We start from the raw sequence: 25,024 nt of genomic DNA, 5'->3' as shown, positions 1-25,024 counted from the left end.
GCGGCTGCGGCCTCACAGCGGCGCGGCGAACGGGTCGTCCTGTGGGTTCTCGCTCCAGAGGTACTCACAATGCCGGGCGATGCGCCGGGCTTCTTCCAGGCCGCAGCGCCCGGCAATGAAGGCCAGGGCCATGTCCATGCCTGCTGACACGCCCGAAGAGGTGTGGAACTTGCCGGCCTGCACCCAGCGCGCGCGCGGCTGCCACAGCACCTGGGGGCCGCAGCCTTGCACCCAGGCAAAGGCTTTCTTGTTGCTCGTGGCGCGCAGCCCGTCCAGCGCCCCGGTGGCCGCCAGCAGCGCCGCGCCCGTGCACACCGAAAGCACCGTGTGCGCCTGCGTCACCCACTGGCGCAGTGCCTGCAGGAAATGCGCATCCTGCACCAGCGCCCGCGTGCCCTGGCCGCCAGGCACCAGCAGCAGCGCCTGCGCCGGCAGCGTTGTCAGCGCCGTCGTCATCACCTCGAAGCCAGCGCGGCTGCGCACCAGCCCGCCGTGCTGCGACACATAGTGCAAGCTCGCGCCTGCGTGCTGCAGCATCTCCACCGGCCCCATCAAGTCCAGCGCGTCGTAGTCGGCAAACAGCAGGCAATAGCAATCCATGGTTGTCCCCTCGCAATGCACGGTCCGTTCATGGCGCGGCACTATCGGCCCATGCGCTGCGGCGGCGCAAGAGCGCCACCGCCTGCGCCCGAGCTGTGCCATCAGCGCAAAAAGGCATCCCAGAGCGAGCGGACGATCAGCAGCGAGACCACAGCCACGAAGATCCAGCGCACGAAGCCCGAGCCATAGCGCAGCGCCATGAACGTGCCCAGCATGCTGCCCAGCACGTTGGCCAGCGCCAGCGGCACCGTCAGGTGCCACCAGATGTAGCCGCCCAGGCCCAGCAGCAAGATCGAGGCGCAGTTGGTGGCGATGTTCAGCAGCTTGGCGCTGGCCGAGGCGTTGAGGAAGTCGTAGCCCAGCAGGCGCACCAGCGCGAACACGAAGAAGCTGCCGGTGCCCGGGCCGAAGAAGCCGTCGTAAAAGCCAATCGTCAGCCCCAGGGCGCAGGCCAGCGCGGCCTGGCCGCCTGTGCTGCCGCGCGGCTGGTGCTGGCTGCCCAAGTCTTTTTTGTACAGGGTGTAGAGCAGCACGGCCAGCAGCACGAAGGGCAGCAGCTTGCGCACCAGCTCGGCCGAGGCCACCGTCACCGCCCAGGCGCCGAGCATGGCGCCGGCGAAGGCGCAGGCCACGGCCGGCAGCAGCACGGCCCAGTCAAAGCGCACGCGCCGCGCGTACTTCCAGGCCGCGAAGCTGGTGCCGAAGATGGCGCCGGTCTTGTTCGTGCCGCCCAGCGTGGCCGGCGAGGCCAGCGGATAGACGGCAAACAGGGTGGGCAGCAGCACCAGGCCGCCGCCGCCGACGATGGAGTCGACAAAGCCGGCAAACAGCGATGCGAACGAAACGATGAGCCACTCTTGCATGGCGCGCGATTATCGGGCTTGCAAGGGCCGGGCAGCCTGCATAATCGGCGGCTTTGCTTGACTTGTGAACCACCATTAAGGAGACGACCGCATGAGCGATTGCCCAGAAATCCTGGCCGAAGTCCGTGGCAAGACCGGCTTCATCACCCTCAACCGCCCCAAGGCGCTCAATGCGCTGTCGCTGGGCATGGTGCGCGAGCTGGCCCGCGTGCTGCAGGCCTGGCGCGATGATCCGGCCGTGCTGGCCATCGCCATTCGCGGCAATGGGCGCGAGGGGCCATTCGGGGCGTTCTGCGCCGGCGGCGACATCCGCTTTTTGCACCGCGCCGGCTGCGATGGCAACCCGCAGCTGGAGGATTTCTTCACCGAGGAATACCAGCTCAACCACCTCACGCACCACCTGGGCAAGCCCTACATCGCTTTCATGGACGGCATCGTCATGGGCGGCGGCATGGGCATCTCGCAGGGCGCGGATCTGCGCATCGTCACCGAGCGCACCAAGATGGCCATGCCCGAGACCGGCATTGGCCTGTTCCCGGACGTGGGCGGCGGCTACTTCCTCAGCCGTGCGCCGGGCCACGTGGGCGAATACCTGGCCCTGGTGGGCAACGTGATCGGCGCGGGCGATGCGCTGGCCTTTGGCCTGGCCGATGGCTTCGTGCCCGCCGAGCGGCTGGCTGCGCTGTGGGATGGCCTGGCCGGTGAGTTTGCCAACTCCCAGGCCGTCAGCGACTACGTGCGCCAGCAGTTTGCCGCTGCGCCCGAAAGCCCAGCCAGCGCCCAGCGCGAGGCGATCGACCGCATCTTCGGCCTGGGCAGCGTCAAGGCCATCATCGAGGCCCTGGAGGGCGGCGCCCATGCAGACGGCGAGGCCGCCTGGGCGGCCGAGACGGCGCAGACGCTGCGCAAGCGCTCGCCGCTGATGCTGCACGTGGTGCTGGAGCAAATCCGCCGCGGCCGCCAGCTCAGCCTGGCCGAGGACCTGCGCATGGAGCGCGACCTGGTGCGCCACTGCTTCTACCTGCGCGATGAGCGCCAGAAGAACAGCGAGACCATCGAGGGCATTCGCGCGCTGGCGGTGGACAAGGACCACCAGCCGCAGTGGAAGCCCGCGCGCATCGAGGAGGTGGACGAGCGCGAGGTGGCGGCATTCTTCGACAGCCCCTGGCCAGCGGCGGCTCACCCGCTGGCGGCGCTGGATTGACCAGGCCTTGGGCAGCTCTCGAGGCCTGACCTCCAAGTGCCCGCATGACCCCCGGATCCTGGGGGTGCGTGCGGCGCGATGGCTTGCAAGGCAGGCTCTCGGGTAAAATGCCCGGCTTTGCAGGCTGCGCAAAGCCCGCAGCCATCCGCACGGGGCCGGCCGGCCCCGTTTGTCTTTTCGCCCACCAGGTTGATGCAACGCCATGACTTTTGCCTTGACCACGAGCCACCGCTGGGAGCGTGACGCCACGCTGTCGTTGGCGGCAGCGCGCAGCTACCACGCGCTGCGCGCGCTGATCGTCTGGTAATGGCGCAGCGGCCCTGCCCGCGCAGGCTGGGCCGTCGTTGCTTTGCTGTGGGCTTGCCTGGGGCGCACATGCCGCGCCCAAATGGTCAAGGCGGCCAAGTCACCACAGCCTGCGCTGTTGCGCCGGCCGCTTGGCTGGCTGCACTGGCCCAAGGCACAGGCCGCAACGCACTTCCCTTCAGCCCCGCAGTGCAGGGCCCGCAGCGCACACCTGTTTCGCGCAGGCCGCCCGCCGGCCTGCTGGATGCATCGCTTTTTCCAAGGAGCAAGAGCAAATTGCCCACCACCGCCCCTGTCGCCCAGTTCGCAACCCCTTACTACCGCATCGATGAGCAGCGGCTGCTGGCCAATATGCAGCGCATTGCGCAGCTGTGCGAGCACTCCGGCGCCAAGGCGCTGCTGGCGCTCAAGTGCTTTTCGACCTGGTCGGTGTTCCCGCTGATGCGCCAGTATCTGGCGGGCACGACCTCGTCCTCGCTGCACGAAGTCAAGCTGGGCCGGCAGAAGTTCGGCGGCGAGACGCATGCCTACAGCGTGGCCTTTGCCGACCATGAGATCGACGAGGTGCTGGCGCACAGCGACAAGATCATCTTCAACTCGCTGGGCCAGTTGCAGCGCTTTGGCGCGCGCGCCGCTGCGGCGGGCCTGCCCGTGGGCCTGCGGGTCAACCCAGGGGTGAGCAATTCGCCCTATTTGCTGGCCGATCCGGCGCGCCCGCACAGCCGGCTGGGCGAGGCCGATGCGCAGCGCATCGCCGAGGTGGCGGGCCAGCTCTCGGGCCTGATGTTCCACAACAACTGCGAGAACCGTAGCTTCGAGAGCTTCGATGCCATGCTGGGCCAGATCGAGGCGCGCTTTGGCGCGCTGCTGGCCAAGGTGCAGTGGGTCAGCCTGGGCGGCGGCATCCATTTCGCCGATCCGGGCTATCCGCTCGATGCGCTGGCGCAGCGCCTGAAGGCTTTCGCCCAGCGCCATGGCGTGCAGGTGTATCTGGAGCCCGGCGAGGCCGCCGTGGCCGGCGCCGCCACGCTGGAGGTCAGCGTGCTGGATGTGGGCTTTAACGGCAAGCCGCTGGCCATCGTCGACAGCTCCACCGAGGCGCACATGCTGGACTTGCTGATCTACGGCCTGAGCGCGCGCATCGAGCCCAACCGCGGCGAGCACGAATACCTGGTGTGCGGCAAGACCTGCCTGGCCGGCGACATCTTCGGCAGCTTCCGCTTCGAGCGACCGCTGCAGGTGGGCGATCGTCTGAGCATCGAGGACGCGGCCGGCTACACCATGGTCAAGAAGAACTGGTTCAATGGCGTGGCCATGCCCAGCATCGTCGTGGCCCGGCTGGACGGCCGCGAGGAGCTGGTGCAATCCTTTGGCTATGAGGACTATCTGCGCAGCCTCTCCTGAGGCATGCCTGAGGGCCTGAATGGCGATTTTTCAACCACTGTTTACAGGGGGCTTTGTGCGAAATGAAGAAGAACGTTTTGATCATCGGCGCTGGTGGAGTTGGGCAGGTAGCGGCGCATAAGTGCGCAGCGCACAACCGTTTGCTGGGCGACATTCACATCGCCTCGCGCACCATTGGCAAATGCCACGCCATCATCGACAGCATCCGTGAGAAAGGTTCGCTGCAGGATCCACAGGGCGTGCTGCAGGCGCACCAGCTCGACGCCATGGACACGGCAGCCACGCGCGCGCTGATCGAGCGCACCGGCGCGCAAATCGTCATCAACCTGGGCCATGCCTTCGTCAACATGTCGGTGCTGGAGGCCTGCATCGAAACGGGCGCGGCCTACATCGACACGGCCATCCACGAGGATGCCGACAAAATCTGCGAAACCCCGCCCTGGTACGCCAACCACGAGTGGAAGCGCAAGCCCCGCTGCGCCGAGCGCGGCGTGACGGCCATCCTCGGCTGCGGCTTCGACCCCGGCGTGGTCAATGCCTATGCGGCGCTGGCCGTCAACGAATACTTCGACCAGGTCGACTCCATCGACATCATCGACATCAACGCCGGCAGCCACGGGCGCTACTTCGCCACCAACTTCAACCCGGAGATCAACTTCCGCGAGTTCACCGGCCAGGTCTGGTCCTGGCAGGGGGGGCAGTGGCAGTCCAACAAGATGTTCGAGGTGCAGCGCACGGACGATCTGCCCGTGGTCGGGCAGCAAACCTCCTACCTGACAGGTCACGATGAGCTGCACTCGCTGTCGCAAAACCTGAACGTGCCCAACATCCGCTTCTGGATGGGCTTTGGCGAGCACTACATCAACGTCTTCAACGTGCTGCGCAACATCGGCCTGCTGTCGGAAAAGCCCGTCACGCTGGACAACGGCCAAAGCGTCGTGCCGCTGCAGTTGGTCAAGGCCGTGCTGCCCGATCCGGCCTCGCTGGCCCCAGGCTACGTGGGCAAGACCTGCATCGGCAACCTGCTCAAGGGCGTCAAGAACGGCCAGCCGCGCGAGGTCTTCATCTACAACGTGGCCGACCACGTCGAGGCCTTTGCCGAAGTGGGCAGCCAGGGCATTTCCTACACCGCCGGCGTGCCGGCCGCAGCCGCGGCCATGCTCATCGCCCAGGGCGTGTGGGACGTGCGCGCCATGGCCAACGTGGAAGAGCTGCCCTACCAGCCCTTCATCAACCTGATGAACCGCATCGGCCTGCCCACGCACATCCGCGAGGCCGGCCGCGAGGATGCGCTGGTGCAGTTCGCCGAGCAGGCAAGCCTGGCTTGACGCCGGCGCCGAAAACCTTACGCAGCCCTGCGGAAAACAGCGCTTGTTAAGATGGCCGGCCCTTGTTTTGCGCTTGCAGGCCTGTAAGTGCGCAACCCACAGAAAAGAAAGGTTCAGAGATGGGAATTTTCTCCAAGCAACCCCGCGATGACTTCGAGCGCCTGGTGGCTGAACTGCGCGACGTGATCGCCAGCCGCGATCTGGACGATGTGCCGCAAATCCGCCAGCTGCGCGAAAAATTCGACGATGGCTACCACCGCCTGCGCGAGGCCACGGTGCGCACGGCCCAGGAAGCGGCCAGCCGCGCACGCGACGGCGCCGATGCCGCCAACCGCTACGCCCACGACGAGCCCTGGCATGTGGCCGGCGCGGCCGTGGCCGTGGGTGTGGTGCTGGGCTTTTTGCTGGGCCGCCGTTAACCTCTTGCGCCTGCGCTGCAAGGCTTTTGCAAAGGCTTGAACAAGCTCTTCGCGGTCGGCATCCGCAGACCGCAACCGAAGCCAGCCGCAGGCTGGCTTCTTGTTTTTGAAGAAAGGCTGGGCAATGAATTGGCAAAGATGGCTGGGTGTTGAGCGCCTGCGCGAGTCGGCGCGCTACTGGCTCGATGAGGGCGGCCTGGCCGTGGCCGACCGCTTGGATCTGGCGCAGCTCGAATGGCGCAAGCAATGGACGGGCCTGGTGGGCATGGCCATTGCCGTGGCCTTGCTGCTGATGTTCTTGTTCGGGGCCTTGATCGTGGGCTCATTGGCTGTGATGCTGGCCTACTGGCAAAGCCCGCAGTGGCATACGGCCCTGTGGGCGCTGGGCGGCGCCTGGGGCGGGCTGCTGCTGCTGGCCCTGCTGGTCATCGTCTTGATGAAAAAGCGCATGGCCAGGCCCTTTGTGCTGACGCGCACGGTGTTGGCGCAGGACTTTCGCGCAATGAAGGAGCGTTTATGAATGCCCACCGCATACCAGGCCGCGACGACGAAGACGCACTGCGCGACGTGGCGGCCCTCTTGAAACACGCTGGCGCTTCGGTGCAGCCAGAGGAGGCGCTGGTATTGCAGCGCATTGCCCAGCAACGCCAGCGCCTGCGTCTGCACGCCGCGCAGTCGCCAAGGCATGCGCTGGCGGCGCGCACGCGCCTGGCAGCCAGTGAGGCGGCGCTGGCTGCCGAGCCGGCCCAGCCCAGGCATTGGGCGCGTGCGGCGGCGCATACCGTCGGCGCCAACCCGCTGTGGCTGGCTGGGCGCGATTTTGCGCTGCGCCACCCCATCTCCGTGGGGCTGGCCCTGGGCAGCGCCCTGGTGCTGGGCCCGCGCAAGCTGCTGCGCTCGCTGCTGTGGATGGGCCCACTGGTCTGGCGCGGCTGGCGCATGGTCGAGCGCATGGAGCGCCCGCTGCGCGCCCTGAGCCGCTGGCGCTGAAAGGGCTCTTGGCCCGTTCCACTCAGCCAGCGGGGCGCGCTGGCTGGGCGGCCTCTGCTGAGATTGACGCATCCCCCGTTTTGCTCCGTTGGCACACTCATGAGCACTTTCATCTCTACCCGTACTCTGCAGCCCGAACAGGCCCTGGCGCACATTGGCCGCCAATGGGATGAGGACATTTTGCAGCGCTTGCAGGACTACATTGCCGTGCCGGCCAAGTCGCCCATGTTCGATCCGGACTGGGCCGCGCACGGCCTGCTGGACAAGGTGGTGCAGGATGCGGCCGATTGGGTACTGGCACAGCAAGTGCCCGGCCTGCAGCTGGAGATCGTGCGCCTGCCCGGGCGCACGCCGGTGCTGTTCTTCGACATCGCCGCCAGCGGCGGCAGCGCGCCTGGCAAGACGGTGCTGATGTACGGCCATCTGGACAAGCAGCCCGAGTTCTCCGGCTGGCGCAGCGACCTGGGGCCGTGGACCCCCAAGTACGAGCAAGGCCGGCTTTATGGCCGCGGCGGCGCTGACGATGGCTATGCCGTTTACGCCAGCATTGCCGCTGTGCAGGAGCTCAAGCGCCAGCAGCTGTCGCACCCGCGCATCGTTGGCCTGATCGAGACCTCCGAGGAAAGCGGCTCGGTCGATCTGCTGCCCTACATCGATGCGCTCAAGCCGCGCATGGGCGACGTGGGCCTGGTGGTTTGCCTGGACTCGGGCGCGGGCAATTACGACCAGCTGTGGCTGACCACCAGCCTGCGCGGCAACATCACCGGCACGCTCAAGGTTGAAATCCTCACCGAAGGCGTGCATTCGGGCGATGCCTCGGGCGTGGTGCCCTCGTCGTTTCGCATCATGCGCCAGGTGCTCGACCGTCTGGAAGACAGCGCCAGCGGGCGTCTGCTGCCCGAGGTCTTCCACTGTGAAGTGCCGCCCGAGCGGCTGCAGCAGGCACGCGACGCGGCTGCGATTTTGGGCGAGCAGGCCTATGCGCGCTTTCCCTGGGCGCACTACGACTGCGGCGGCGCCACGCTGTTCGCCCTGCCCACGACCACCGATCCGGTGCAGGCGCTGCTCAAGCGCACCTGGCGGCCCACGCTGAGCGTGACCGGCGTGGATGGCATGCCGCCGCTGGAGAGCGCGGGCAATGTGCTGCGCCCGCACACGGCCTTCAAGCTCAGCATCCGCATCCCGCCGCTGGTGGATGCCGCCGCCTGCGTGCAGCAGATGAAGGCCTTGCTGGAAGACAACGCGCCTTACCAGGCGCGCGTGACCTGGGAGAACGTGCACGGCAGCAATGGCTGGAATGCCCCGGCCATGGACGACTGGTTCCGCCAGGCGCTGGATGCGGCCAGCCAGGCGCACTTTGGCGCGCCATGCGGCTACATCGGCCAGGGGGGCACCATTCCGCTGATGGGCCTGCTCTCGCAGGGCTTTCCCACGGCGCAGATGATGGTCTGCGGGGTGCTGGGCCCCAAGAGCAATGCCCACGGCCCCAATGAGTTCCTGCACGTGCCGTATGCCAAACGTCTGACGGCGGCCGTGGCCCAGGTCATTGCCAGCATGCCGGGCGCACAGGCGCAGGCCGAGCCGCCGCAGGGGTAATGGCAATACTGCGTTGCTGAACGGTGCGCGCAGCTCAGGCCGAGACCATCAAAAAAACGCCAGGCCTTGCCGCATCGGACAAGGCCTGGCGTTTTTTTGTGCGCGGGGTTGAGGGTGCGCGATCAACGATCAGCGCAGGTGCACCCACCACTGGCCGTCCTGCAGGATCCAGCGCTCCTCGGTTTCCGCCGTGGCGCGCATGCCCTGGAACTTGGGCACGTGGATCTGGGTTTCCAGATAGACCTTGGCGGTGCAGGCATCGCTGCTGTCGCAGCTCACACCGCGCACCTCGGCCTTTTTCCAGGACGAGGGATGCTGGTCGCTGAGGATGTTGTAGCGGCGCTTGTAGCCATCCAGCGACATGACGCTGCGCACGCTGGGGGCCACGTATTCGTAGGCCTTGGCGTACTCGCGGTTCATCATGGCCTGCCAGCGGGCGGCGGCGCGCTCGCTGATGATCTCCTCGGGCGGGCGGTTGTCGGCTTTCTGGATATTGCAGGCGGCCAGCAGTGCGGCGGCCGAGCACAGTGCAGCGGCCCAGGCGGCGCGGCGGCTGGGGCGAAGGCGGGCGGGGTGGCGGCTGGTGTGTGGCATGGACTGTTCTCCGTGGTAGGGCCTGTTCACGCGATCTTCTTGCATGGTGTGAACAGGGCCAAGTTTATGGGTTGGAAGGGCGGGCCGAATCCTGGCCCGTGGCGGGCAGCTCGGCGGCGGGCGGCAGCGTGGCCTGCGTCAAGGGCTTGACCAGATCGGCCAGGTCTTCCTCGCCGGGCAGCACCGGGCCGCCGCGCTTGATTTCCTCGACGCGGGTGCGCAGCAAATCCTGCATGCGGTCGCGCAGTTCGTTGCCGGCATCGCGCAGCTCGTCGCTGGAGCGGATCACCGTCGGCGTGATGATGACCAGCAGCTCGGTGCGCTCATTGCGCTGGTTGGTGGCGCCAAAGGCATGGCGCGCCACCGGGATGTCGACCAGGCCGGGGATGCCGTCGTTGCCGTTGCGGGTATTTTCCCGGATCAGGCCGCCCAACACGATGGGCTCGCCCGAGCGCACGGCCACTTTGCTGGAGATCTGGCGTTGCACGAAGCTGGGGTTGGTGTCGTCGCCGCTGCCGGCCGAGAGCAGGTTGGTGACTTCCTGGTTCACGTCCAGCGTCACGATGTCGCCCGCGTTGACCGAGGGCGTGACCTGCAGCGACACGCCGGTGTCGCGGTACTGGTAGGTGCGCGAGACGTTCTGGGTGTTGTTCGTGCCCGAGGGCGTGGTCAGCGAACTGGTGGCGATCGGGATCTGATCGCCCACCAGAATGCTGGCTGTGTGGTTGTCCAGCACCAGCAGCGAGGGGCTGGAGAGCATCTTGGCCAGGTTGCGCTTGGCCAGCATTTGCAGCAGCGCATTGACACGGTTGCCGCGCGTGAGCGCATAGGTAAAGGCATTGCCAGTGCCGCCGGCGGCAAAGCGGCCGATGTCCAGCGCGTTGTCGGTCGGCGGGGTAATGCCTTGCAGCGTGGGCGAGCCGCCCGTGCCACGGAAGCCACTGCCCAGGTTGCCGTTGAAGGCCCAGCGCAGGCCGTACTCCAGCTCCTTGGTGAGCGTGACCTCGATGATGCTGGCCTCCAGCAGCACCTGCACGGGCTGCTTGTCCAGGCGCTTGAGCGTGGCCTCGATCTTTTCGTACTCCTGGCGCGTGCCCCAGACCAGGATGGCGTTGTTGAGCGGGTCGGCGATGACGCGCGCCGCGCCCAGATCCATGGCCACCGGGGCGGTGTTGACCGCTGGCTGGTTGCTGCCCAGGCCGCCGGCGCTGAGGCGATTGTTGCCCCCCAGGCCCGCGCCGGCGCCAAAGCGGCTGCCGGTGTTGGCATTGGCAAAGCCGGTGGTCTGCGTGCTGGCCTGGCTCAGGCCAGGGGCCACGCCGCTGTTGGCGACGGCGCCGCCGGCCGAGGGCGTGCCGCCGAAGATGCCGCCCAGCACCTGGGCCAGGTGCGCGGCCGAGCCGTTCTTGACGCCGTAGACGAACAGCTGCGGCTCCACGCTGTCATTGGGCTGGTCCAGGCGCTCGATCCAGGTCTTGACCTGCTCCAGATACTGCGCGCGCGGCGTGATGACCATGATGCTGTTGAGCCGCTCCAGCGGCACGATGCGCAGCGAGCCCAGCACCGGCAGCACCTGCGCGGCAATGGGCGTGGCCGCCTGCTGCTGGCCGCCCGGCTGTGCCTGGCGGCCCTGCGCGGCCTGCTGCTGCGCGCGCAGCTGGGCGGCGCGCTGCTGCGGCGAGAGGTTTTGCTGCCCAGGCGCGGCGGTCGCTGCACCGGCGCTGCCGCCGGGCGTCTCGCCGGCCAGCACCTGCATGGCCGCCTGCACGTCGGCCACCGAGGCGTACTTGAGCGGGAAGATGCCCACCGACATGCCCTTGAGCAGGTTCACGTCGAAGGTGCGCGCCAGCTCCATCCAGCCCTCGGCCTGTGGCCGGGTGCCGGCCAGCACCAGCAGGTTGCGGATGGTGTCCACGCGTAGCAGCGAGCTGTCGCCCATGACGGGCTTGAGGATTTCGGCCATCTCGGCCGCGCCGATGTATTCCAGCGGCATCAGCACGATGCCATAGCCTGGCGGCAGCGGGCCGTAGCCGGTGCCGGCCATGCGCGGCGCGGGCACGATGCCGCGCAGCGCCTCGGGCGGGCCGATGTGGTAGAAGCCGCGGCTGTCCTGCGCGATCAGCAGGCCGTTGGCCAGCAGCGCGGTCTCCAGCAGGGACATGGCCGTGTCCTTGGAGACGGCCTTGCGGGTCGAGAGCGTCAAGGTGCCGCCAATGGGCTGGTGCAGCACGTAGTCGGCCTTGAGGATCTCGCCCATCATGACGTGCACCACCTCGGTGATGGGCGCTTCCTCGAAGTTGAACTCGCCGGCCTGGCCGGTCAGCGCCACGGCGCGCTTGGGCGGGTTGAGGGTCACGCCCTCGCCTTCGTAGATGCGGATCTGCGGCTCGGGCGGGCCCTCGTCCTGCCCGCTGGCGGCGCGGCCCTCGATGCGGGGATTGGGCCTGGGCGGCTCTCCCGAGACGGCCAGGGTCGTGCCTTGCCAGGCCTGCACTTCTTCGGAATTGCCCTGCGCGGCGGCGCTGGCGGCGGTACTGGCAGAGGCGCTGGCCTGGTCGGAGGCGCTGTCGGCCAGCGGCTGCAGGTGGCTGCAGGCGAACTGGCTGGCGGCAACGGCCAGGCAGGTCCAGACCCAGCGCGCAGTCAGCGGCTGGCGGCCTGGGCCCTGGGGACGGGGGGCGGGAGTCAAACGGGACATGGGCATGGCGCGCAATCGGCGACGATCAAATGCAATCGGATCCATTGGAGCAATGGGGCACTGTATTACAGCGGGCGCGTCGGCCACCGCGCCAGGCAGGCAGCGGGCTTCAATGGCATGAAAAATTCGTTACGAAGTGAGGCGATTCATTGGCTTGTGCAAGGGGGAGGCACGCAGCATCAACGCGGCGGCAAGGGGCGCGGCGCGGCGGCGGGCACGGGCGCGATGATCGGGCGCCGGTTGCCGATGGCAGTGCCTGGCAGCGCAGCGGGGGCTGCTCCCGGCGCGGCATGGTCCTTGACCGGCGGGCGGCGGCGCTCGATGCTCAGTATCTTGGCGCTTTGACCAGAACGCGTGAAGCGCGCCGAGCGGGCATCCAGGGCCGAGAGCGTCCAGCCCTCCAGGCTTTGCCCCAGGCGCAGCCGCCGGCTCTTGCCCTCGATTTCCACAATCACCACGCCTTGGCCGTCCTGGTCGTACACGCCCAGCAGCCGGGCCGAATCGAAAGCCTGGGCCGGCTCGGGCTCTGGCGGCGGCGCGGGCGGAGTCTGGGGCGGCGGCGCTGGATCAGGCCATTTGCGCTCAAGCTCGAACAGCGGCTTTTGCGTGATCGTCGGGTAATCGGCCAGCTGCAGCTGGCCGGGCAATGCCGCGCCCTGCAGGGCCGAGGTGTAATCCGGCGCGATGGCCGGCGGCGCAGTCCAGCGCGAGCGGCCCCAGAGCAGCCAGGCCAATGCCAGGGCCAGCGCCAGCGCCAAGTTCAGCAGCCAGAGCAGCGCGATCGAAGAACGAGGTGTGTTCATGCGGCGCGCCTCCAGACGAAAAAGCGCGCTTGCACAATGAGCTGGATGGGCTCGTGCGGGCTGAGCTTGCGCCCGGCTTGCAGCGCGATGGAGGCGATCTGGATGGTGGGCCGCTGGGCCGAGAGGGCCACCAGCCCCTGGCGCAGGCTTTTCAGGTTGCCTTCCATGCGCACTTCCACGGGGATGGCCAGCAGATGGCCTTCCTGCTCTTCCTCCGGCAGCACCTGGCTGCTTTGGATGACCATTTGCGTGCCGGAGAACGCTGCGCGCAGCTTTTGCTGGATGTCGGTGCCGATCTGGCCGGTGTCGCGCTCGGCCGGGTAGGTGTAGGCGTCCAGCAGCTGGGCGCTGCGCTGCAGGGCTTGCTGCATCTGCGCTTCGGATTGCGTGATGCCCAGCAGGCGCTGGTAGCGCGGGCCAATGTCGGCCAGGGTCTGCTGGGCCCAGAGGTGCTTTTTCACCACATAGGCGCCGCCGGCGAGCAGCGCGGCCAGCACCAGCAGGGCGGTGAGCAATTGCAGCAGGCTGTCCTTGGAGAGGCGGCGCTGCGCCAATGCGGTGGTGGGTTGGGCGGTGCTCACTGCGCGGGTCCTCCTTGGGCGGGCTCGTCCATGGCCTCGGTCTCGGCTTCAGTCTCCGCTTCGACCTCTGCCTGGGCAGGGGCGTTGCCATCGGTTGGCGCCGTGGGCGCAGGCTCGGCCACCGGCGGCGCGGCGCTGCCGCCTGCGGCCTGTGGCTGGCCAACGCCGGGCATGTTGGCCGGCACGGGTTTGCCCAGCGAGGCGCCAGGCAAGGCCAGCGCCGGGGCTGGGGCTTGGGCGCCTGGGGCCACCACCTCGCTTTGGCCTTGCGGGCTGCGGCTGGCCGCAGGCGGGGTCGCGCCGGAGTCGGTCGGGGCGGCCTGGGCAGCCTGGGGCGCTGCCGGCGTTGCGGTGGGCGCCGCAGCGGCCGTGCTGCCAGCGCCGGCTGCGGCATCGGGCTGGGGGGCGGGCGCAGCCGCTGGCTCAGCCGGTGCTGCCGGCGGCGTGGCCTCAGGCAGGGGCTCGCTCGTGTAGCCGGTGTTCAGCGCCCCGGGCGCCAGGCGCATTTGTACGGAGAAGCGCTCCTTGTCGGCCCGTGGCACGACTTGCACCGGGCGCGTGGTGCGCACCTCGGCAAAGGCTGGCTGTTCGCTCAGCAGCTGGATGATGGCGGCGGCGTTGCCGGCCTCGGCGGTCAGGTCGATGGCCTCGTCGTCCCATTTGAGCTCCAGCGCCGAGACGTCGTCGGGCAGCAGCTTGCTCAGCAGCTCGATGACTTCTGCCGGGTTGACGCGCCGCGCCATCTGGGCCTGGATGTGGGTGGCGCTCTCCAGCGCGCTCATCAGCACCGTGCGCTCGCCGTCCAGGCCGCTGGCCTGGGCCAGCAGCGCGTGGTAGGCCTGATTGGCCTCGATGGCCTGGTTGTGCAGCCGCAAGGTGGGCGTGACGGCCAGGGCCGCCAGCAGCGCGGCAGCCAGCAGCAGGGCCAGCCAGGTGCGCTGGCGCCGGGCGTTGATGGCCTGCTGGGCAATGCCCTCGGCAAAGCCCTGCAGCACGATGGGCTGGCCGCCCTGCGGCGTGAAGGCCCAGAGCTCGCTGCGCTCCAGGGGCCAGGCGGCGGGCAAGGCCGCGGCGCCATCCTGGGCGGGCGGGCGCTGGCGCAGCCCGTCCAGGTATTGCTGGATGTGCTGGCGCGCGCCAAAGGCCGCCTCGATCTGCCGGGCGCCGCCGTGCTGGCCGCTGGGCCGCTCGCAAAAGCCCCAGACGAGCTCGTCCTCGGGGAAGGGGCTGCTGCTGACGATGTCCAGCGCCACGGCCTGGCGGATCTGGGCCGCGGGCAGCTGCGGCAGCGTCAGGCTGCGGCGCAGCAGCAGCGCCTCGGGCAGCTCGATGGCCCACAGCGGCGCGTGGCTGCCGTGGTCGCCCGAGGGCGGCTGCGGCTCCTGCGGGCGCAGGCGGCCGCCTTGCCAGCGGGCCAGGCTGCCATCGGCGCGCAGCAGCTGGTAGCTGGGCTCCAGCTCGAACCAGCGCAGCGGCGCGCGCCGGTGCAACTGCTTCATGGCCTGCAGCCAGTCCCGGCCGATGGTGCGCAGGTCCAGGCCGAACAGCACCCAGGGCGAGTCGTTGGGCTTTTCAGGCGGGATGGAAGAGGGCGGTGCGCTCATGCGGGCAATGGGAGCAATACGGGAGATGGCGGGCCAAACACGGAAATAGGGCAAAGGGCTTCAGGGTGCGGCTTCAGGGCGCAGTGGCATCGGCGTTGGTCACGCGGATGCGGCTGTCCAGCACCTGCCAGTACAGGCCGCTGCGCTGCGCAAAATGGCTCACGCGCATGTCGCGCGTGAGCTCGAAGGTCGTGCCCTCCTGCGGCACGAGGGCGGTGAAGCGAAAGAACAGCTGGATGCGTTCCATGCGCTGCGCTGCGCCCCCGGGTGCGGCATCGCCTGGCTGCAGGCCGAACAGGGCGCGCAGCTCAGCCGGGCTGGAGCGCAGATCCAGGTTGCCATAGCGCAGGCTGGCAGTCACAAAGCCCGCCACTCTAGCATAGAGCGCGTAGTGCATGCCGGGCACTTGCAGCAGGTCTTCGGGGGCCTCGATGCCGCGCGCAATGCCGCTGCTGGTGGGCTCGTCGCGCCACTGCACGATGCGCGCGGCCAGCTCCTGCGCGGCAGCGCCGTTCAGACCGCCGATGCGCTCGAGCAACAGCGCCAGCAGCTCGGGCGGCGCGCTGCTCAGGTTGACGAAGCCGTGCAGGCCCTGAATGCGCACCGGGATGCTGATGCCGCCGTATTGCACGTTCAGCTCGAACACGCCTTGGTCGGGGTGTTCCTGGGCGAGCAGGTCGGCCTGCTGCGCGGCCAGGGCGATGGCGGCTTCGCCCAGGGCCTGGGCCTGCAGGCGCTGGCGCTCCAGCGCGGTGGTCTTGATCTCCGAGCGCACCGACTGCACCAGGCCGACGGTGATGACGCTCATGATGGCCACGACCCAGAGCACGGCAATCAGCGCGATGCCGCGTGCGCGCAGCCTGCGCTGGGGCATGGGGCTGCGCGGGCTCATCCGTTGCCTCCGCCCACCGTGGCGCGGTTGCCCGATTGCGAGGCCGCGCCCGGGCGGCGCAGCGCAATGATCTTGACCGGCAGCGCCAGCTGCGTGGTGTGCATCTCCAGCATGACGTGCGAGGGCAGCTGGAAGGGAAAGCGCCATTGCTCGGCCCAGGCGATGGCGTCCTGCTCCTCGCCGCGGTAGCGGATGGCGAAGTGGCTCAAGTCATTGAGCAGCACGCGCGATTGCATCTGGCTGGGCTCGGGCAGCTGGGGCAGGTCCTGCCAGGGCATGAAGCGCAGCACCAGGGCCTGGCCCTGCTCGGTGGGCTCGGCGGCGAGCTGGAAGAAGTGCTGCCCGCCCATGCCGTAGCGCGCGGGCATGATGCCGATCCAGCGGATGCGCTGGGCATCGCCCTCGAACCAGTAGCGCAACTCGTGCTCGCGCAGCACGCCAGGGCGGCGGCGCATCACCACATGGCCCAGGGTCTGATCGAGAAAGTGCATGGCGCTGCGCAGCTGGCTGGCGCGGTCCAGGCGCGCGTCGATGCGCGTCTCGGTCTGCGCCAGGCTGTAGAAGGACGAGCCCAGGCCCAGCATCACCAGGCCCAGCAAGGCCATGACCACCAGCATTTCCAGCAGCGTGAAGCCGTGCGCCATGCTGCGCGCCATGCGTTTCATTGCGGCGCTCCTGCGTCATCGGGCAGCGCGTTGGCGCTGCCGTCGATGTGGCGCTGCGGCCGCAGCGTGGACAGGGCGATGACGCGCTCGTGCTCGCCGTCGCGCCAGGACACGCGGATGTTCAGCTCGTGCAGCGGCACCACGCTGAGGCGCTGCTGTTGTGGCGCGCTGGCGTAGGGCTGGCTGCTGACCTGCCAGTCAAAGCCGCCGGACTGGCCCTGGGCGTTCCAGCCCGACTCGGGCAAGGCGTCGTGGGCGCTCAGCAGCGACTGCGCCAGCATGGTGGCGCGTTGGTATTGGCCGCTGATGGCCACGGCCTGGGTGTTGCTGCCCAGCGTGCGGTACAGCAGCGCCAGCGCCAGCGCCATGATGAACAGCGCCACCAGCACCTCGATCAGCGTGAAGCCGGCGGCGGCGCGCGCTGGGCTTGAGCGGCGGGCATTCATGGCAGCAGCGGCTCCTGCGTGATGTCGCCGGTGAGCCAGTCCACGCGCAGCCGCGTGCCATCGCCATTGGGGCGCAGCAGCTCGATGCTGCCGCCGGTGGAGCCGCCTTCGGGCAGGAACCAGATGGCGGCCACCTCGCGCCCGGCCTGCGGGTCCAGCTCGGCCACGGTGGTGCGCAGCTCCAGCCCCTCGGGCAGGGTGTAGCTGCGCGGGCCCAGGTTGAACTGCCTGCTGCGCAAATCGAGCGTGAAGTGCGTCACCATGCCGCTGCTGTAGGCCTCGTCGCGCAGCGTGCGCAGTGAAGTCCAGAGGCTGCGCACCGCATCGCGGTATTGCGCGCCTTCGTGGATGCGGGCGTAGGCCAGCGGCACCAGCGCCGCCATCAGCCCGGCGATGGCGATGACCACCAGCAGCTCGATGAGCGTGAAGCCGCGCTGCCGCCTGCGCGGTGCGCGCGGCCAAGGGGCAAGGAGCAGGGCGGGGGGCAGGGCGAAGCGGGGCACGGGCGTGTGGCCTGGGTCAATGCCGGATGGGATGCCAAAAGCCGCCCCAGTTGCCGCTGTGGCTGCGGCAGCTCGGGCAGGCCATCACCAGCACCGGCACCATTGCCATTACTTGGCGTTGCTGATGTCGGCGTTCTCCCCCTCGCCGCCGGGCGCGCCGTCGCCGCCGTAGCTCATGATCTGTACGCCGCCATTGGGGCCGGGGTTGCTGTAGACGTAGGGCTTGCCCCAGGGGTCGCTGGGCACGCCGCCGCGCAGGTAGGGGCCGTTCCAGATGGCCACGCCGCCCGGGCGCGTGACCAGGGCCTGCAGACCCTCGCTGGAAGTGGGGTAGCGGCCCACTTCGAGCTTGAACACGTCCAGGGCTTTTTCGATCTCGGCGATCTGCACCAGCGCGGTCTTGGACTTCTGCCCGCCCAGCACGCCCATGACCTGCGGGCCCACCAGGCTGGCCAGCAGGGCCAGGATGGCGACGATGACCAGGATTTCGATCAGGGTGAAGCCGCGCTGCGCGCTGCGCAGGCTGCGCGTCAGGGCGCCGCGCAGGCGCTGTGGGGTGGATGGAGCAGACATGGGAGGAATGGGTGTTGGCATGACAAAGACTATGGAAAAAAAAGCTGGCGGGGCGGCGGCGCAGGCCGGGCCGCATCGCATCAGGTGGCCAGCTGGTTGATCGAGAGAATGCCCATCATCAGAGCAATCAGGATGAAGGCCACCATGACCCCGAGCACGACGATCATCAGCGGGCTCAGCAGCGTCAGCGCGCGTTTGATGCCGGTCTCGACCTGGCGGTTGAGGATGTCGGCCAGCTCCAGCGACATGGCGCCGATCTTGCCGGTCTCCTCGCCCACGCGGATCAGGTTGATGGCCAGCGGCTCGAAGATGCCGGTCTTGCCCATGGCATCGACCACGCGCACGCCTTCCTTGACGGCGGGCGCGACCTTGAGCAGCGGCTCGCGGATGCTGCGGTTGCTCACCGTGTCGGTGGCGATGCCCAGGGCAGTGAGCATCGGAACGCCGTTGCCCAATAAGGTTCCCCACGAGCGCGTGAACAGCGTCATCTGGTAGCGCGCGGCCAGCGCGCCGATGATGGGCAGGCGCAGGATGCGCGCCTGCCACCAGGCGCGCCCGGCCGGGCTGCGCAGCCAGCGCCAGCCCATCGCCGCCAGCGCCGCCAGCGCCAGCGCCCACAGCCAGCCCCAGACGCGGAAGGCGTCGCTGGTGGCCAGCAGCACCTTGGTGGGCAGCGGCAGCGCATCGCCCATCTCGACGAACATGGGGCGGAAGCTGGGCACGACGAAGGTCATCATGAACACCAGCGTGGCCACGGTCATCACCAGCAGGATGGCCGGGTAGATGGAGGCCGAGACCACGCTCTCGCGCAGTGCGCGCAGCCGCTCCATGTGCTCGACCAGACGCGCCAGCACGCCGGCCATCTGGCCGCTGACCTCGCCCGAGCGGATCATGTTGACGTAGAAGTCGTCAAAGTGCTTGGGGTGCTGCGCCAGCGCCTTGCTGAAGGCGTTGCCGCCCTTGACGGCCTCGAGCAGCTCCTGCACCAACTGGCGCATGGCCGGCTTGTGGCTCATGTCGATCAGCACCTTCAGCGCCGTGTCCAGCGCCAGGCCCGAGCGCAGCATGATGGTCAGCTCGCGCGTCATGGCGTGCACGTCCTGCGCGTTGACCGGGCCGCGGTCCTTGCGGCTGGGCTTGGCCGTGCCCAGCAGCGGCGCCTGGCTGGCAGCGGCCTGGCCGCGCGCCAGGGCCAGCTCCTCGCCGCTGGCGGGGGTCAGCGCCAGCGGGTGCAGGCCGCGCGCGCGCAATTGCTGCATGGCCTGCGATTGCGAGGCCGCCGAGAGCACGCCGCTGCTGATCTGGCCGCTGGCATTGGCGGCGCGCCATGCGTAATCAGGCATCGCTTTGGTCCTGTGTGACGCGGGTGACTTCTTCCAGGCTGGTCAGGCCCTGGGCCACCTTGCGCAGCCCGTCCTCGTACAGGCTGAGCATGCCGCGCTGGGCGGCCAGGCTGGCCAGCTCGGCCGCGTCCTTGCCATCCAGGATGGCGCGGCGCAGCACCTCGTCGAGCACCATCAGCTCGTGGATGCCGGTGCGACCCTTGTAGCCCGTGCCGCGGCAGTGCTCGCAGCCCACGGGGCGGTACAGCGTCTGGCCTGGCTGCACAAAGCGCGCCAGGCCCGTGTCCTGCAGCACCTGCGGGGCCAGATCGTGCGGCTGCTTGCAGTGCGGGCACAGCGTGCGCACCAGGCGCTGGGCCAGCACGCCGTTGACGGAAGAAGTGATGAGGTAGCGCTCCACGCCCATGTCCTCCATGCGGATGATGGCGCCGGGCGCGGTGTTGGTGTGCAGGGTGGAGAGCACCAGGTGGCCCGTCAGCGCGGACTGCACGGCGATCTGCGCCGTCTCGCCGTCGCGCATCTCGCCGATCATGATGATGTCCGGGTCCTGGCGCAGGATGGCGCGCAGCGCGTTGGCAAAAGTGAGGTTGATCTGCGGGTGGACTTGAATCTGGTTGATGCCCGCCAGCTGGTATTCCACCGGGTCTTCCACGGTGATGATTTTCTGGCTGTCGGCGTCGAGCTTGGCCAGGCCGGCGTAGAGCGTGGTGGTCTTGCCCGAGCCGGTCGGCCCGGTGACCAGGAAGATGCCGTGCGGCTTGGCCAGCAGCTCATTGAAGCGCGCCAGCGTGTCGGGGGCAAAACCCATGTCGTCCAGATTCAGGCGCACGCTGGCGCGGTCGAGCACGCGCATGACGATGCTCTCGCCATACACCGTGGGCACGGTGGAGACGCGCAAGTCCAGCTCGCGGCCCTTGACGCGGGTCTTGATGCGCCCGTCCTGCGGCAGGCGGCGCTCGGCGATGTCCAGGTGCGCCAGCAGCTTCACGCGCGAGCCCACGGCCGGCGCCAGGCGCGGCGCGATGATCTCGGCCACGTTGATCACGCCATCGACGCGGTAGCGCACGTGCAGGCCGTCCTCGAACGGCTCCAGGTGGATGTCCGAGGCGCGCAGGTCGATGACGCGGCCAATGATGGTGTTGACCAGCTTGATGACTGGCGCCTCGCTGGCCAGGTCCTTGAGGTGCTCGACGAAATCGGCCGCATCCAGGCCGCCGAGCAGGTCGTCGGCGCTGGCCTCCTGCTCGGCCTGCTGGGCGGCGGCCTCGGCCTGGTCCAGCGCGCGCTCGATGTCGCTCTCCAGCCCCAGGTGCGGCACGATCTGCAGGCCTGTGGCCAGCTGCAGGGCCTTGCGCACGAAGCCGTCCTGCGGCACGGCCAGGGCCACACCCAGGCTGTCCTCGCGCTGCCAGAGCGCAAAGGCGTTGTGGGTGCGCAAAAAGCCCGGCGCCAGGCCGGGCACTTCCAGCGGCTGCTCCGGGTAATCGGCAGCGGTGGCCAGCGGCACCTGCAGCTGGCCGGCCAGCACCGGCATCAGGTCGGCTTCGGAGACCACGCCCAGGCGCACCAGCACGCGCCCGAGCATGCCGCCCATCTCCTGCTGCGCCGCCAGCGCGCGCTCCAGATCGCGCGGCCCGAGCTTGCCGGCCTGCACCAGCAATTCGCCCAGGCGGCGTTGGCCGGGCTGGGCGGCTTGGGGGGAGAGGGGGGCGGCAGTGGCAGTCAGGGACACGGGCAGCTCGAAGAAAAGGCGGTGGGAGCAAATGCAGCGGGCATTGTATAAGCGCCGCCCGGCCCTGCCGGGCGGTGGCCGGCGCGCCTGCGTGTGCGGGCGGCGGCGCGCCCGTCAGGCTGCCATCGGCAGGGGCTCAACCGGCTGCCGATGTGGCCGCCGGCGCGCTGTGCCAGGCCATGGCCTCGCCGGCGCGCAGGGGCTTGAGCACGGTCTCGACGTAGGGGTAGGCCTCGGGCATCTGCCAGCTGCGCTTGTGCAGCGTGATGCGCTCGCTGTTGCGCGGCAGGCCGTAGAAGTCTGCGCCATGAAAGGCGGCGAAGCCTTCGAGGCGATCGAGCGCGCCGGCCTGCTCGAAGGCCTCGGCATACAGCTCGATGGCGGCGGCGGCGGTGTAGCAGCCGGCGCAGCCCACGGCCGCCTCCTTCAGGGGCGCGGCGTGCGGGGCGCTGTCGGTACCGAGGAAAAACCTGGGGTTGCCTGAGGTGGCCGCCTGCAGCAGCGCCTGGCGGTGGACTTCGCGCTTGAGCACCGGCAGGCAGTAGTAGTGCGGCCGCACGCCGCCCAGGAAGATCGCGTTGCGGTTGTAGAGCAGGTGGTGCGCGGTGATGGTCGCGGCCAGGCGCTGATCGGCCTCGGCCACGTACTGCGCGGCATCCCGCGTGGTGATGTGCTCCATGACGATCTTCAGCTCGGGGAAGTCTTGCCGCAGCGGCATGAGCTGGCGCTCGATGAACACCGCCTCGCGGTCGAACAGGTCCACCTCGGGGTCTGTCACCTCGCCATGCACCAGCAGCACCATGCCCACCTCCTGCATGGCCTGCAGCGCCGGGTAGATGTTGCGCAGCGCGGTCACGCCCGCGTCGCTGTTGGTGGTGGCGCCGGCCGGGTACAGCTTGCAGGCCGGCAGGCCCTGGGCCTTGGCGCTGCGGATGGTCTCGGGCGTGGTGCGGTCGGTCAGGTACAGCGTCATCAGCGGCTCGAACGTCGAGCCCGGGGCCACCTGTTGCAGCGCATCCAGAATGCGCTCGCGGTAGGCCAGCGCCTGGGCCGCATCGGTCACGGGCGGGCGCAGGTTGGGCATGACGATGGCGCGGCCAAACTGCGCCGCGGCATGCGCCACCGTGGTGTGCAGCGCCGCGCCATCGCGCAGGTGCAGGTGCCAGTCGTCGGGGCGGGTGATGGTCAATGTGGTCATCGCAAGGGGGGAATAAGCAGCGCGGCTGCAATCATGAAACATGGCGCGCGGCCCGGCTGCGCCGCGCGCAAGGCGCGCAGTATCATCGCTTGCCCGGCCCACTGCAATATTTCCCCCACGAGCCCTGCCATGCGTTGCCGCCTGTTTGCCTCCAGCGTGCTGTTCTGCCTTGCGGCGCAGGCAGCGCCGCCTGCATCGCCTGCCCACACCGCCGCGCCGAAAGCGCCGCAGGCAACGCCAGCACCAGCACCAGCGCCAGCGCCAGCGCCCAGCCAGGCCCTGAGCCTGGAGCAGGCCCAGGCGCTGCAGCTGCGCCATTCGTCGCAGCTGGCCGCCAGCCAGGCCCAGCTCGACAGCGCCCGGCTGCGCCGCGCCGGCATGCAGGGCCTGGGCCGGCCGTCGCTGGCCTTGCAGGCCTCGGGCTATGCCTATTCCGTCAATGCCGATCTGGGGCTGGGCAGCTTCCGCCAGGCCGTGGCCGGCGCGCTGGCGCAGTTGCCCGGCGATGTGGCGCACGCCATGGGCCCGGCCGCAGCCGGGCTGCCCGCCATCCCGGACAGCTACGCGCTGCGCCGCCGCGACGAGCGCGCCACGGCCAGCATCTCGGGCGTCTGGCCGCTCTACACCGGCGGGCTGACCCAGGCGCTGCGCCATGGGCTGGAGGCGGCCGAACAAGAGGCCGCCGCCGATGCCAGCCTGGCTGCTGCCAGCCTGCAGCGCCAGCTGACCGAGCGCTACTTCGACGCCCAGCTGGCCGAGCGCGCCGCCACGCTGCGCGAGCGCGCCCTGCAGGCCGTGCGCGAGCACGACCTGGCCGCACAGCGCATGGAGCAGGCCGGCGTGATCGCCCACGTCGAGCGCCTGCAGGCGCGCAGCGCGCTGGCCGATGCCACGCAGCAGGCGGCGCAGGCGCGCGATGCCGCCCGGCTGGCCCAGGCGGCCTTGCAAAACAGCATCGGCAACCCGGGGCCGCTGCGCCTGAGCACGCCGCTGTTCGTGCAATCGCAGCCGCTGCCGCCGCTGGCGCAATTCATCGCGGCAGCGCAGCGCCAGCATCCGGGGCTGGACAAGATCCAGGCCAAGCGCGGCCAGGCCCAGGCCCTGCACGATGCCCAGCAGGCGCGGCGCAAGCCCACCGTGCTGGCCTTTGCCAATCATGAGTTGCCCAGCTCGGGCAAGCCCAGCTGGGTGGCTGGCGTGGCGCTGCGCTGGACGCTGTGGGACGGCATCGACCACCGCCAGCTGGCGCAGGCCGCCCACCAGCAGGTGCAGCAGGCCGAGCACAGCCAGCGCCAGGCGCTGCAGGACATCGCCCTGCTGGTGGAAAAGCACTGGCTGGATGCCGAGCACGCGCGCACGCGCTACCTGGCCCAGCAAGACCAGCAGCAACTGGCCCAGGAGCTGCTGCGCCTGCGCCAGGCCGGGCTGCGCGCGGGCACCAGCACCGCGCTGGATTTGATGGACGCGCAATTGCAATTGGCCAAGGTGCAGACCGAGCGCGCCCAAAGCGCCAACCAATACGTCAAGGCCCTGGCGGCGTTGCTGGAGAGCAGCGGCCAGGGCGAGCAGTTCCCGCGCTATCAGCAGCAGGCCGATATCCAGCTCCTGCCCGATACGCCTTGAGCCGCCCCGGCCCGCATGCCCCCCGATTGCCTCTTTGCCCCATGACCACTTCCGCCCCTGCCCCCGCCGCCCCACGCTCCTTGCTGCGTGGCCTGTTGAGCGCCATCGTCGCTCTGGCCGTGCTGGCCTTCGTCGCCTGGGGCTTTTGGCGCGCCGCCCAGCCCGCGCCGCTGTACCTGCAAGGCCAGTTGGAAGTGCGCGAGGTGGACATCGCCCCCAAGATCACCGCGCGCATTGCCAAGGTGCTGGTGCGCGAAGGCCAGAGCATCGCCGCGGGCGATCTGCTGATCGAGATGGACAGCCCCGAGGTGCGCGCCAAGATCGCCCAGGCCGAGGCCGCCGGGCAGGCCGCCCAGGCCCAGGCCGAGAAGGCCGAGCACGGCGCCAGGCCGCAGGAGATCGAAATGGCGCGCCTGCAATGGCAGCGCGCCGTGGCCGCCGCCGAGCTGGCCGAAACCTCTTACCAGCGCGTGCAAAGCCTGTACGCGCAAGGGCTGGTGGCGGCGCAAAAGCGCGACGAGGCGCGCGCCAACGCCCGCACCAGCCGCGCCCAGGCCCAGGCCGCGCAGGCCCAGTACCAACTGGCGCGCGAGGGCGCGCGCAGCGAGGACCGCGCCGCCGCCGCCGCCCAGGCGCGGCAGGTGCAGGCCGTGCTGGCCGAGGCCCAGGTGGCGCAGGCCGAAACCCGGCTGGCCAGCCCCATCGCCGGCGAGGTGGCCAAGGTGCTGGCCAAGGAGGGCGAGCTGTCGCCGCAGGGCGTGGCCGTGGTCACCGTGGCAGACTTGAGCGACCAGTGGGTGGTGCTCAACGTGCGCGAAGACCTGCTGCAACGCTTTGCCAAGGGCAGCCGCTTCGAGGCGGCGCTGCCCGCGCTGGGCGGGCAGCGCGTGACGTTCGAGGTGTACTTCCTGGGCGTGCTGCCGGACTTTGCCACCTGGCGCGCCACCCGCGCCAGCCAGGGCTTCGACGCCCGCACCTTTGAGGTGCGCGCCCGCCCGCTCAAACCCATCGAAGGCGCCCGCCCCGGCATGAGCGTGGTGCTGCAAGAGGCGCTGTGAG

Annotated in this window: 24 protein-coding genes; 9 read left to right on the top strand and 15 right to left on the bottom strand. The window is 69.3% G+C overall.

Annotated elements, in window-relative coordinates; translation table 11 throughout:
• Positions 1-12 precede the first annotated feature (12 nt).
• Together CK625_RS10790 and CK625_RS10785 are read right to left on the bottom strand one after the other, a co-directional pair.
• Positions 13-600, bottom strand: a complete 588-nt coding sequence (locus CK625_RS10790) for a DJ-1/PfpI family protein (RefSeq protein ID WP_095540324.1) — start codon at positions 598-600, stop codon at positions 13-15.
• 101 nt (positions 601-701) lie between these two features.
• Positions 702-1,463 carry a sulfite exporter TauE/SafE family protein gene (locus CK625_RS10785; RefSeq protein WP_095540323.1) on the bottom strand — a complete coding sequence of 254 codons (762 nt, stop codon included), beginning with the start codon at positions 1,461-1,463 and terminating at the stop codon, positions 702-704.
• 91 nt (positions 1,464-1,554) lie between these two features.
• On the opposite strand from CK625_RS10785, the gene CK625_RS10780 reads away from it, so the two are divergent.
• From CK625_RS10780 to CK625_RS10750, 7 genes are all read left to right on the top strand, one after another.
• Complete coding sequence (locus tag CK625_RS10780) at positions 1,555-2,667, top strand: enoyl-CoA hydratase/isomerase family protein (RefSeq protein ID WP_095540322.1); 1,113 nt, start codon at positions 1,555-1,557, stop codon at positions 2,665-2,667.
• Between the two features lie 657 nt (positions 2,668-3,324).
• Complete coding sequence (locus CK625_RS10775) at positions 3,325-4,377, top strand: carboxynorspermidine decarboxylase (RefSeq protein WP_095540344.1); 1,053 nt, start codon at positions 3,325-3,327, stop codon at positions 4,375-4,377.
• Positions 4,378-4,439: 62 nt separating this feature from the next.
• Positions 4,440-5,705, top strand: coding sequence for a saccharopine dehydrogenase family protein (locus CK625_RS10770; RefSeq protein WP_095540321.1), 1,266 nt, complete (start codon positions 4,440-4,442; stop codon positions 5,703-5,705).
• Between the two features lie 119 nt (positions 5,706-5,824).
• Entirely contained in the window at positions 5,825-6,124 is a 300-nt protein-coding gene (locus CK625_RS10765) for a glycine zipper domain-containing protein (protein WP_095540320.1), read from the top strand.
• Positions 6,125-6,248: 124 nt separating this feature from the next.
• The gene (locus tag CK625_RS10760; RefSeq protein ID WP_095540319.1) at positions 6,249-6,644 is read left to right on the top strand and encodes a phage holin family protein; all 396 of its coding nucleotides are present in this window, start codon (positions 6,249-6,251) and stop codon (positions 6,642-6,644) included.
• Positions 6,641-7,114, top strand: coding sequence for a hypothetical protein (locus tag CK625_RS10755; protein WP_095540318.1), 474 nt, complete (start codon positions 6,641-6,643; stop codon positions 7,112-7,114). Before CK625_RS10760 ends, CK625_RS10755 begins: the two co-directional genes overlap by 4 nt.
• A gap of 99 nt (positions 7,115-7,213) precedes the next feature.
• Positions 7,214-8,710 (top strand): M20 family metallopeptidase, encoded by a 1,497-nt coding sequence (locus tag CK625_RS10750; RefSeq protein ID WP_095540317.1) that lies wholly within the window; start codon positions 7,214-7,216, stop codon positions 8,708-8,710.
• 129 nt (positions 8,711-8,839) lie between these two features.
• On the opposite strand, the gene CK625_RS10745 is transcribed toward CK625_RS10750, so the two are convergent.
• From CK625_RS10745 to pyrC, 13 genes are all read right to left on the bottom strand, one after another.
• A complete protein-coding gene (locus CK625_RS10745; RefSeq protein ID WP_143326261.1) occupies positions 8,840-9,304 on the bottom strand; it encodes a hypothetical protein in 465 nt (154 codons plus the stop codon).
• Positions 9,305-9,368: 64 nt separating this feature from the next.
• Positions 9,369-12,002, bottom strand: coding sequence for a type II secretion system secretin GspD (gene gspD, locus CK625_RS10740; protein WP_172425145.1), 2,634 nt, complete (start codon positions 12,000-12,002; stop codon positions 9,369-9,371).
• Between the two features lie 179 nt (positions 12,003-12,181).
• Complete coding sequence (locus tag CK625_RS10735; protein ID WP_095540314.1) at positions 12,182-12,805, bottom strand: hypothetical protein; 624 nt, start codon at positions 12,803-12,805, stop codon at positions 12,182-12,184.
• Complete coding sequence (locus CK625_RS10730) at positions 12,802-13,386, bottom strand: GspMb/PilO family protein (RefSeq protein WP_095540313.1); 585 nt, start codon at positions 13,384-13,386, stop codon at positions 12,802-12,804. The genes CK625_RS10735 and CK625_RS10730 overlap by 4 nt, the downstream gene beginning before the upstream one ends.
• Entirely contained in the window at positions 13,383-14,990 is a 1,608-nt protein-coding gene (locus CK625_RS10725; protein ID WP_095540312.1) for a PilN domain-containing protein, read from the bottom strand. The genes CK625_RS10730 and CK625_RS10725 overlap by 4 nt, the downstream gene beginning before the upstream one ends.
• A 73-nt stretch (positions 14,991-15,063) precedes the next feature.
• Positions 15,064-15,882, bottom strand: coding sequence for a general secretion pathway protein GspK (locus CK625_RS10720; protein WP_095540311.1), 819 nt, complete (start codon positions 15,880-15,882; stop codon positions 15,064-15,066).
• A complete protein-coding gene (locus CK625_RS10715; protein ID WP_095540310.1) occupies positions 15,879-16,547 on the bottom strand; it encodes a prepilin-type N-terminal cleavage/methylation domain-containing protein in 669 nt (222 codons plus the stop codon). Before CK625_RS10715 ends, CK625_RS10720 begins: the two co-directional genes overlap by 4 nt.
• Positions 16,544-16,993 carry a prepilin-type N-terminal cleavage/methylation domain-containing protein gene (locus tag CK625_RS10710; protein ID WP_095540309.1) on the bottom strand — a complete coding sequence of 150 codons (450 nt, stop codon included), beginning with the start codon at positions 16,991-16,993 and terminating at the stop codon, positions 16,544-16,546. Before CK625_RS10710 ends, CK625_RS10715 begins: the two co-directional genes overlap by 4 nt.
• Positions 16,990-17,496 carry a GspH/FimT family pseudopilin gene (locus CK625_RS10705; RefSeq protein WP_238945629.1) on the bottom strand — a complete coding sequence of 169 codons (507 nt, stop codon included), beginning with the start codon at positions 17,494-17,496 and terminating at the stop codon, positions 16,990-16,992. The genes CK625_RS10710 and CK625_RS10705 overlap by 4 nt, the downstream gene beginning before the upstream one ends.
• Before the next feature lie 108 nt (positions 17,497-17,604).
• Positions 17,605-18,069 (bottom strand): type II secretion system major pseudopilin GspG, encoded by a 465-nt coding sequence (gene gspG, locus CK625_RS10700; protein ID WP_095540308.1) that lies wholly within the window; start codon positions 18,067-18,069, stop codon positions 17,605-17,607.
• 80 nt (positions 18,070-18,149) lie between these two features.
• A complete protein-coding gene (locus CK625_RS10695; RefSeq protein ID WP_095540307.1) occupies positions 18,150-19,412 on the bottom strand; it encodes a type II secretion system F family protein in 1,263 nt (420 codons plus the stop codon).
• On the bottom strand, positions 19,405-21,138 hold the full coding sequence (locus tag CK625_RS10690; RefSeq protein ID WP_429001313.1) for a GspE/PulE family protein: 1,734 nt from the start codon (positions 21,136-21,138) through the stop codon (positions 19,405-19,407). Before CK625_RS10690 ends, CK625_RS10695 begins: the two co-directional genes overlap by 8 nt.
• Positions 21,139-21,280: 142 nt before the next feature.
• Positions 21,281-22,342, bottom strand: a complete 1,062-nt coding sequence (gene pyrC, locus CK625_RS10685) for a dihydroorotase (RefSeq protein WP_095540306.1) — start codon at positions 22,340-22,342, stop codon at positions 21,281-21,283.
• A 129-nt stretch (positions 22,343-22,471) separates the two neighbouring features.
• Between pyrC and CK625_RS10680 the strand changes: the two genes are divergently transcribed.
• Positions 22,472-23,965, top strand: a complete 1,494-nt coding sequence (locus CK625_RS10680) for a TolC family protein (RefSeq protein WP_172425144.1) — start codon at positions 22,472-22,474, stop codon at positions 23,963-23,965.
• Positions 23,966-24,006: 41 nt separating this feature from the next.
• Positions 24,007-25,023, top strand: coding sequence for an HlyD family secretion protein (locus CK625_RS10675; RefSeq protein ID WP_095540305.1), 1,017 nt, complete (start codon positions 24,007-24,009; stop codon positions 25,021-25,023).
• Position 25,024: the final 1 nt, after the last annotated feature.

The sequence above is a fragment of the Vandammella animalimorsus genome (assembly GCF_002285265.1).
GTDB lineage: Bacteria > Pseudomonadota > Gammaproteobacteria > Burkholderiales > Burkholderiaceae_C > Lampropedia.
Note: the sequence above shows the minus strand (reverse complement) of the source record. Positions and strands in the feature narration are given on the sequence as shown.